9 protein-coding genes and 2 pseudogenes are annotated in these 8878 nt (G+C 68.1%); 8 read left to right on the top strand and 3 right to left on the bottom strand.

Going from position 1 to position 8878, the window contains the following annotated elements; translation table 11 throughout:
* Nucleotides 1-246, top strand: a pseudogene (locus WA965_RS15690) (dehydrogenase); the annotation flags it as partial.
* 102 nt (nt 247-348) lie between these two features.
* On the opposite strand, the gene WA965_RS15685 reads toward WA965_RS15690, so the two are convergent.
* Genes WA965_RS15685 through WA965_RS15675 form a run of 3 tightly spaced genes read right to left on the bottom strand, consistent with a single transcriptional unit; the run spans nt 349 to nt 3496 of the window.
* Complete coding sequence (locus tag WA965_RS15685) at nt 349-1560, bottom strand: acyl-CoA dehydrogenase family protein (protein WP_526297624.1); 1212 nt, start codon at nt 1558-1560, stop codon at nt 349-351.
* Between the two features lie 10 nt (nt 1561-1570).
* Nucleotides 1571-3349, bottom strand: coding sequence for a CocE/NonD family hydrolase (locus tag WA965_RS15680; protein ID WP_526297626.1), 1779 nt, complete (start codon nt 3347-3349; stop codon nt 1571-1573).
* A gap of 9 nt (nt 3350-3358) precedes the next feature.
* Nucleotides 3359-3496 (bottom strand): hypothetical protein, encoded by a 138-nt coding sequence (locus WA965_RS15675; protein ID WP_526297628.1) that lies wholly within the window; start codon nt 3494-3496, stop codon nt 3359-3361.
* Between the two features lie 27 nt (nt 3497-3523).
* On the opposite strand from WA965_RS15675, the gene WA965_RS15670 reads away from it, so the two are divergent.
* The 7 genes and pseudogenes from WA965_RS15670 to WA965_RS15640 all read left to right on the top strand — a co-directional run.
* Nucleotides 3524-4279 (top strand): YebC/PmpR family DNA-binding transcriptional regulator, encoded by a 756-nt coding sequence (locus WA965_RS15670; RefSeq protein WP_526297630.1) that lies wholly within the window; start codon nt 3524-3526, stop codon nt 4277-4279.
* A 124-nt stretch (nt 4280-4403) separates the two neighbouring features.
* Entirely contained in the window at nt 4404-5003 is a 600-nt protein-coding gene (gene ruvC, locus WA965_RS15665; protein WP_526297632.1) for a crossover junction endodeoxyribonuclease RuvC, read from the top strand.
* Nucleotides 5000-5587: a Holliday junction branch migration protein RuvA gene (gene ruvA, locus WA965_RS15660; RefSeq protein WP_526297634.1), complete on the top strand. Its 588-nt coding sequence runs from the start codon at nt 5000-5002 to the stop codon at nt 5585-5587. The genes ruvC and ruvA overlap by 4 nt, the downstream gene beginning before the upstream one ends.
* Complete coding sequence (gene ruvB, locus WA965_RS15655; protein ID WP_526297636.1) at nt 5587-6654, top strand: Holliday junction branch migration DNA helicase RuvB; 1068 nt, start codon at nt 5587-5589, stop codon at nt 6652-6654. The genes ruvA and ruvB overlap by 1 nt, the downstream gene beginning before the upstream one ends.
* A gap of 53 nt (nt 6655-6707) precedes the next feature.
* On the top strand, nt 6708-7619 hold the full coding sequence (locus tag WA965_RS15650; RefSeq protein WP_526297638.1) for an alpha/beta fold hydrolase: 912 nt from the start codon (nt 6708-6710) through the stop codon (nt 7617-7619).
* 116 nt (nt 7620-7735) lie between these two features.
* Nucleotides 7736-8431 (top strand): hypothetical protein, encoded by a 696-nt coding sequence (locus tag WA965_RS15645; RefSeq protein ID WP_526297640.1) that lies wholly within the window; start codon nt 7736-7738, stop codon nt 8429-8431.
* A 218-nt stretch (nt 8432-8649) separates the two neighbouring features.
* A pseudogene (locus WA965_RS15640) lies at nt 8650-8878 on the top strand (hypothetical protein); the annotation flags it as partial.

Here is an 8878-nt window from a genome sequence, read left to right as displayed (position 1 = left end):
CGCTACGGTGATTTGGTGCACGCCGTGAACGCACAGGCTGTGTCGTCCACGAAGTCAGGGCTGCCCGCTGAGGCCGCGGCCAAGGTGATCGGCAAGGCGGTGACGACGCGCAAGCCGCGGACTCGGTACCCAGTCGGCCGCGAAGCCGCGATGATCCGCTGGCTGCCGTTCCTGCCCGACCGAATGCTCGACCTCGTCTTCGCCGCCGCTCTGCGTCCCCATTTTCCCGACGAAACCCACATCTGAGCGGAAAAGATCTTGCGGGTCGTTGCCTTGACGCCACCATTGCGGGTGGTGACAGGGGCGTGACCCGCCATCACGGCGAATTCTACTTGTGCGTCAGTGAATTCAGCGGATCGGCAGGCCGGTGATGGCGCGTGCCATCACCAGACGCTGGATCTCGCTGGTGCCCTCGAAGATCGTGAAGATCTTGGCGTCGCGGTGCATGCGCTCCACGGGGTAGTCGCGGGTGTAGCCGTTGCCGCCGAGGATCTGGATCGCCTCGTCGGTGACGTAGACGGCGGTCTCGCTGGCCACCAGCTTGGCCATCGACCCCTCGGCCGAGGTGAACTCCTTGCCGTTGCGGGCCATCCAGCCGGCGCGGTAGACCAGCATGCGGGCGGCGTCGATGCGCGCTTTCATGTCGGCCAGCTTGAACGCGACCGCCTGGAACTCGCCGATCTTGCGTCCGAACTGCTCACGCTCACAGGCATAGTCGCGGGCGTACTCGTAGGCGCCGCGAGCGACACCGACGGCCATCGCGCCGACGGTGGGCCTGGTCCGCTCGAAGGTCGCCATCGCGGCCTGCCCGGCGGCCTTCTTGCCGTCGCGGACCTTCGCGATGCGTGCGTCGAACTTCTCCTTGCCGCCGATGATGAGACGGCCGGGAATGCGCACGTCCTCGAGCACCACCTCGGCGGTGTGGGAGGCGCGGATACCGTGCTTGAGGAACTTCTGGCCCTGGCTCAGCCCCTTGGTGCCCGGCGGAATGATGAACGACGCCTGACCGCGGGTGCCCAACTCCGGGAAGACGGAGGCCACCACAACGTGGACGTTGGCGATGCCGCCGTTGGTGGCCCATGTCTTGGTTCCATTGAGTACCCATTCATCGGTGGCCTCGTCGTACCGGGCGCGGGTGAGGATCGCGCCGACATCGGATCCGGCGCCGGGCTCAGACGAGCAGAACGCCGCGACCTTCGGTTCGTCGATCGAGCCGAACATCTGCGGGACCCACTCGCCGACCTGTTCGGGAGTGCCGTTGGCGGCCACCGAGGCCGCGGCCAGGCCGGTGCCGAGGATGGCCAGCGCGATGCCGGCATCACCCCAGAACATCTCCTCGAAGACCACGATCATGCCCAGCCCGGAAGGCTCGGCGGTCTGCTCGGCGAACAACTCCATCGAGTAGAGGCCGACCTTGGCGGCCTCCTGGATGATCGGCCACGGCGTCTCTTCGCGTTCGTCCCATTCCGCGGCCGCGGGCCGGATCACGTCGGCGGCGAACTCGTGCACCCAGTCCCGGACGTGGATCAGGTCGAGGGACAGGTCGAGGGAAAACGTCATGCGCGGCATCTTACTTCTCGGTAAGTTTGCTTTCGTCCACTGTGACCGAAAGAACACCTGGCTGTTCGCCGTTCAGGACCGGCAGCAGAAGCCGCGACGCTGAGTGAATGGTGTTCAGGCTGCTGGTTCCCACGCTCGCATGGCGGAAGTTCATGATCGCCGGAGTACCCGGACTCTGGTCGTCGCTGGTCAGTGCGAGACGGATCCGGTGGCCCGCCGAGAAGCGACGGGCGTTGGTGACCAACGGGATTCGATAGTCGACTGGTTCGCCGACGGGGACCGCGATGGCCTCGGTGCAGGGCAGTGTCGGAGCGCCGTCGCGGCTCGCCGCCTCGTCGACCGATCGCAGGCTCGCGCGAAGCCATCCGGCGGTGACGTCGGTGACCTCGCCGTCGGGCGCCACATCTTGCAGCGTCGCCATCCAGGCGGTGTCCATCGCGGTTGCCGACGCCACCAGGCGCAGTTCGACGGGGCCGGCGACGTCGAGATCCCCGGCCAGTGCTTCCGATGTCCACTCGAGCACGGACGGCGGATCGATCGGGCTGGCCTTGACGCGGTTGAGTCCGGCGCCGAGCGTGAGGTACTCGCGCGCCCCGGGCGGTCCTTCGACCTCGGAGAGCTCACCGTCGGCGCACAAGGCCAGTCGGTGGTGCTGTGCATCCGGAGGCCAGCTCAGGCTGGTGCGCCAGTCGTCGGCGCCCGGCAGCACGTAGCGGATCGGCGGTCCGTCCATGATCCCGGTGTCCACGCCCTTGAGCCAGTGGTCGTACCACGCGAGCGCCTCGGTGTGCAGGCTCTCCCACGGCCAGGTCAGACCGAACTGTCCCAGTAACGCCATCCGCACATTCGGGTTGTGCGCCAATGCATCCCAGGCCGTGAACGTCGAAGGCAGGTGTAGCGGTACGTTCTCCCAATCGCAACCGAGGTAGACCGGGATGTCGATGTTGCGCAGCAGTGGCAGCAGGTTGCGGTCCTCCCACCACTCATCGCGCAGGGGATGTCGGACCATCGTCTCCAGCCACAGGTCGTCCCAGGGGTGCGGACTGTGGGGCAGCTTGAGCAGCTCCCGCATCATCGTGACGGCACCCTCGCCGTTCATGGTGGCGAACTTGCGGTGCAGCCTGGGGGTGTTGAGGATTCGTCGCGCCGCCGCAATCACCGGGTTGCGCCGCCAGAACGCGTCGCTGCGATCCGAGGTCAGCCCCATCATCGCCAGAAACGGGGTGATGAAGGTGGCGCTGGCCAGGCCGTGGTGGGAGGCGGCGTCGTAGAGATCGGCGGTCACCGCGACGGGAAAGATCGCCTCGAGGTGCGGCGGGCGCTCGACGGCCGCCTCCAGCTGGGCCATCGCGAAGTAGCTGATGCCGATCATGCCGACGTGGCCGTCGCACCAGGGCTGCGCCGCCACCCACTCGACCAGGTCGTACATGTCTTGACGTTCCTGCGGGTCGAAGAAGCCGAACGTGCCGCCGGAGCCGCCCGTGCCCCGGACATTGGCGATCACGTGCGCGTAGCCGCGCGGAACCCAGAAGTCGGTGGCGCCCGCCTCGATGAAACCGGCGGGTGCGCCGAGGTCCTGCATCTGACGGGGGTACGGCGACGCCGCGACGAGCGCCGGAAATTTCCCCGCCGTGTCGGGACGGTGGACGTCGGCGAGCAGGGTGACCCCGTCGCGGATCGGCACCGCGACGTTGTCGACGCGCCGGATTCGGTACCGGGGTCGGCTGAGATTCCGGTAGTCCCGTCCCGTGGTCTGCGGGCCGTTGAGCTGTCGTTCGTGCCGCGGCATGGTCTCACGCTACGACGCAGGCCGATCGGCGACGACGAGATCGTCGATGCGGTCGCCCCCACCCTGCAGCACGACATTCCGGGCGATCTCAGGGCACCAACGTGACGTCGGCGCGGTGCGGTCCACGTAGACTCGTCGGGTTGCCACCGATCTAGATGAGCGAGGTAGTTCCGCATGAGCGGCCATTCCAAGTGGGCCACCACAAAGCACCAGAAGGCCGTCAAGGACGCACGCCGCGGCAAGGAGTTCGCGCGGCTGATCAAGAACATCGAGGTCGCTGCCCGCACGGGCGGGGGTGACCCTGCAGGCAACCCGACGCTGTACGACGCCATTCAGAAGGCCAAGAAGACGTCGGTGCCCAACGACAACATCGAGCGCGCCCGTAAGCGCGGCGCCGGTGAAGAGGCGGGCGGCGCGGACTGGCAGACGATCATGTACGAGGGCTACGGCCCCAACGGTGTCGCGGTCCTGATCGAATGCCTGACCGACAACCGCAACCGCGCTGCCGGTGAGGTCCGCGTGGCGATGACTCGCAACGGCGGCAACATGGCCGACCCCGGATCGGTGTCCTACCTTTTCTCCCGCAAGGGTGTGATCACGCTCGAGAAGAACGGCCTCTCCGAGGATGACGTACTGACCGCGGTGCTCGAAGCCGGCGCCGAGGATGTCACAGATCTGGGCGATGGCTTCGAAATCATCTGTGAGCCAACCGATCTGGTTGCAGTGCGAACCGCGTTGCAGGACGCGGGCATTGACTACGACTCAGCCGACGCGGGATTCCAGCCGTCGGTGTCGGTGCCGGTCGACCTCGAGGGAGCCCGCAAGGTTCTCAAGTTGATCGACGCGCTCGAGGACAGCGACGACGTGCAGGACGTCTACACCAACATCGACATCCCCGACGACGTCGCCGCCGCCCTCGACGAGGACTGAGGCGACCCGGCCAGATCGGAAGCGGTCGGAACTCCTGGCCCCGTCGATCGCCGCGTGTCCCTGCCCGCCGGCGTCGCAGACAGAAGCTAAGCTCTCGAACAAATGTTCTGACGAAGGGGCTGGCGTGCGGGTGATGGGAGTCGATCCCGGCTTGACGCGGTGCGGGCTGTCGGTCATCCAGAGCGGCAAGGGCCGACAGGTGATCGCACTCGACGTCGACGTCGTGCGCACCCCTGCCGAACAACCGCTGGCACACCGTCTGCTGTCGATCAGCGATGCCGTCGAACACTGGATGGACACCCACCGACCCGACGTGATCGCGATCGAGCGGGTGTTCGCCCATCAGAACGCCTCCACCGCGATGGGCACCGCCCAGGCCGCGGGCGTGATCGCGCTGGCCGCGGCCCGCCGCGACATTGACGTCCACTTCCACACGCCCAGCGAGGTCAAGGCCGCCGTGACCGGCAACGGCCGTGCCGGTAAATCTCAGGTCACCGAGATGGTCACCAGAATCCTCACGCTGCAACAGAAGCCGACGCCCGCGGACGCCGCCGACGCGTTGGCGCTGGCGATCTGTCACTGCTGGCGGGCACCGATGATCGCCCGGATGGCCGAGGCCGAGGCCATGGCCGAAGCGCAGCGGCGCAAGTATCAGGCCACCCTCAAAGCGGCGAAGACGGGGGCGAAGCCGGTGCCGGGCCGGATGTCTCGGAGCGCGACGTGATCGCCGCCGTTCGGGGTGAGGTCCTCGACATCGCCCTCGACCACGTGGTCATCGACGCCGGCGGTGTCGGCTACAAGGTGATGGCGACCCCCGCAACGCTGGCCGCCCTGCGCCGCGGCGACGAAGCCCGGCTCATCACCGCGATGATCGTCCGCGAGGACTCGATGACGTTGTACGGCTTCGCCGATGCCGACGCCCGCAACCTGTTCACGACGCTGATCGGGGTGTCCGGGATCGGGCCGAGCATCGCACTGGGCGCGCTCGCGATGTACGACGGTCCCACGCTGCGGCAGGCGATCGGGGACGGTGATGTCACGGCGCTGACCCGAATTCCCAAGGTGGGCAAGAAGACTGCGGAGCTGTTGGTGCTGACGCTGCGGGACAAGGTGGGGGTGGTCACCTCGACCGGCTTCACCTCGGTCGGCGGACACAGCGTCCGCGGCCCGGTCGTGGAAGCGCTCGTCGGGCTCGGGTTCGCGCTCAAGCAAGCCGAAGAGGCCACCGACAAGGTCCTCGCCGACGACCCCGACGCCACCCAGTCGAGCGCGCTGCGCGCGGCGTTGTCGATGCTGGGCAGGAAGTGATGGGCCGATTCGACGAGGATGACCACGAGGACACCACCGACCGTGAGGTGTCCGCAGCGCTGACGGTCGGCGAGGGTGACATCGACGCCAGCCTCCGGCCGCGCTCGCTGGGTGAGTTCATCGGTCAGCCGCGCGTCCGCGAGCAGCTGCAGCTGGTGCTCGAGGGTGCCAAGAATCGCGGCGGCACTCCCGACCACATCCTGCTGTCCGGGCCGCCCGGTCTGGGGAAGACCTCGCTGGCGATGATCATCGCCGCCGAACTCGGCACCTCGCTGCGCGTCACGTCCGGACCAGCGTTGGAGCGTGCCGGGGATCTGGCAGCGATGCTGTCCAACCTCGTCGAGCACGACGTGCTGTTCATCGATGAGATCCACCGGATCGCGCGTCCCGCCGAGGAGATGCTCTACCTGGCGATGGAGGACTTCCGCGTCGACGTCGTCGTCGGGAAGGGGCCGGGCGCCACGTCGATCCCGTTGGAGGTCGCGCCGTTCACGCTGGTCGGCGCGACCACCCGATCGGGCGCGCTGACCGGCCCGCTGCGGGACCGGTTCGGGTTCACCGCGCACATGGACTTCTACGAGCCCGCCGAACTGGAGCGGGTGCTGGCGCGCTCGGCAGGCATCCTCGGCATCGAGCTGGGCTCGGACGCCGGCTCCGAGATCGCCCGCCGCTCCCGGGGCACCCCGCGCATCGCCAACCGGTTGCTGCGCCGGGTGCGCGACTACGCCGAGGTGCGTGCCGACGGCATCATCACCCGCGACATCGCCAAGTACGCACTGGCTGTGTACGACGTCGACGAATTGGGCCTCGACCGTCTCGACCGTGCGGTGCTCTCGGCGCTGACGCGCAGCTTCGCCGGCGGCCCGGTGGGGGTGTCGACGCTCGCAGTCGCGGTGGGGGAGGAAGCCGCCACCGTCGAGGAGGTGTGCGAACCGTTCCTGGTGCGCGCCGGGATGATCGCACGCACTCCGCGCGGGCGGGTCGCGACCGCGCAGGCGTGGACTCATCTGGGCATGACCCCGCCCAGCGGGGTGCCGGGTCTGGGGCAGACCGGCTTGTTCGAATGACGGTGACGAGAAAGAGGGCCGGAGATCAGGGCTGACGGCGTAGCCTCACCGTCGTGATCTGGCGCCGATTAGGCGTGTTGACAGCGGTGCTCGTGGTCGCTGCGGGGTGTGCCCGCAGCGCTGCCGATCCGGGCGCCGCGGTCCCGGGTGCGGTCGATATCGGCGCGGGACGTGCGCTGTTCCTGGACTGCCAGGGGTCGGGCTCGCCGACGGTGTTCATCATCCCTGGCATGGGTAGCTACGCCGAGGTCTGGAACTACGTCGTCCCGCCCGGCGATCCGACGTGGTCGTCGCCGTACGACGACATCGAGCGGGCGTCTCCGGTTGCCAGTCCCGAGGCGACCCAGCCGACCGTCGCACGGACAACGCGGGTCTGCGCCTACGACCGGCCCGACACCCGCCCCGACGGAGGGCAGCGGTCCACGCCGGTCCCGCAGCCCCACCTCCTGCAGCAGGACGTCGACGATGTGGTCGCGTTGATCGCCGCCGCCGGCCTGACGGGTCCGTTCGTGTTCGTCGCCCACTCCTACGGCGGGCTGGTGCTCGATCTGCTTGCGCGGCAGCATCCCGACCGGGTGGCGGGGCTGGTGTTCGTCGAACCGACATCGGAGTTCCTGCCCTCGATCGGGAGCCCGGCACAGAACGCGGCCTTCTACGTCAGTGGCCGCGAGGGGCGCGCGCCCGGTGAGAGCGTCTTTTTCGAGGAGGCGTTCGCGGCGATCGAGGCTGCGCCGCCGCTTCCCCGGGTGCCGGCGGTCGTCCTCAGCGCCGACCGCTTCCCGCCGCCCGAACAGCTCACGCCCGAGACCTACACGCAGGCTCAGATCCACCAGGCCAACAGCATGCTCGCCGCCGCGCTGGGCACCACCAACGTCGTCGTCGAGGGCAGCGGGCACAACATGATGCTCTACCAGCCGCAAGCAGTGGCGGACGCCGTCGTCACAATCGTCGACCAGGTGCGCTGAGGCCACACGCGCTGCGCACGATAGCCCCACATGGTCTCAACCCGATAACCATCCGTGCTCCGCCGTTTGGTCGGCGGGTGCTCGGGTACCCGGATCAGCACTACCGAGGAGGCATCATGAACGACACGGAACGCCCGCACGGGGGCCGGCTGACGATCAAGCGCAGCCGCGGTGCCGCCAGCGGCTTCCTCCTGATACTGCTCGGCCTGTGGGGTGCGCTCATCCCGTTCGTCGGTCCGTACTTCGACTTCGCGTTCAGTCCCGATCAGCCGTGGGCGTGGACGAACGGTCGAGGCTGGCTGGAAGTGCTTCCCGGAGCGGTCACGGTGATCGGGGGTCTGCTGATGCTGGCGTCGCGCAATCGCGCGACAGCCATGCTCGGCAGTTGGCTGACCGTCGCTGCGGGCGCCTGGTTCGTGGTGGGCCGCGCCTTGGCCGGCCCGCTCGGTCTGGGAGGCGTCGGTTCGCCGGTCGCGGCCAACGAAACCAAGCAGGTCTGGCTGGAGCTGACCTACTTCTACGGTCTCGGCGCCCTCATCGTGTTCCTCGGAGCGCTTGCTCTGGGCCGTCTGTCGGTGCGCAGTGTCCGCGATGTCGAGTACGCCCAACGGCCGGTCGTCGCCGACGAGCACGCCGCGGTGACCTCGACCGGCGAGCAGCCTGTTGTCGTTCCCGCGTCGAGCACCGGTGCGCAGCCTGTTGCCGGCACCGCGACTGCGCCGGTGACCGCTGATGAGAAGCCGGCTCGACGCCGCGGCTGGCGGAACATGTTCCGTGGTGGTGGCAGCGACCGCAAGTTGGTTGATCGCTGACCTGAGTGACAGGGCTGGCCTGAGTGACAGGGCTGGCCTGAGTGACAGGAGAGTCCCGGTCGTGTACCTCGAGGGGTGACGATCGGGATTTTCCTTGTGGTGGATCTCACCACGTCGTCGTGCCGGGTGACGCGCGTCGGGCCGCTACCGTGGTTTGAGTAGTCTGGCTAACTTCCGCACTCGGGGCCGGGCTTGTCGACCACGATCAGGAAGCTGAGATGACCGCGATACTGCATTCGCAGCGGCTGTGGGAGCTTGTGACGGCCCGACTGTCCGAACACCGTGCCGACGACGTGGCCGGCGTCGTTCTCGGTCCGCGTGTCCGAGACCTCTGCGCCGCCCTCGGTGTGCCGATGCGTGACTGGTGGCAGGTCTCGCACTGGATGGACCGGTGCCACGACGGCCACCAGCACATCGATGTGGTGGGTGCGTACATCGATGTGCTGG

The organism is Mycobacterium sp., from assembly GCF_049683935.1.
GTDB lineage: Bacteria > Actinomycetota > Actinomycetes > Mycobacteriales > Mycobacteriaceae > Mycobacterium.
The sequence above is the reverse complement of the archived record's forward strand: the minus strand, read 5'-3'. Positions and strand labels throughout refer to the sequence as shown.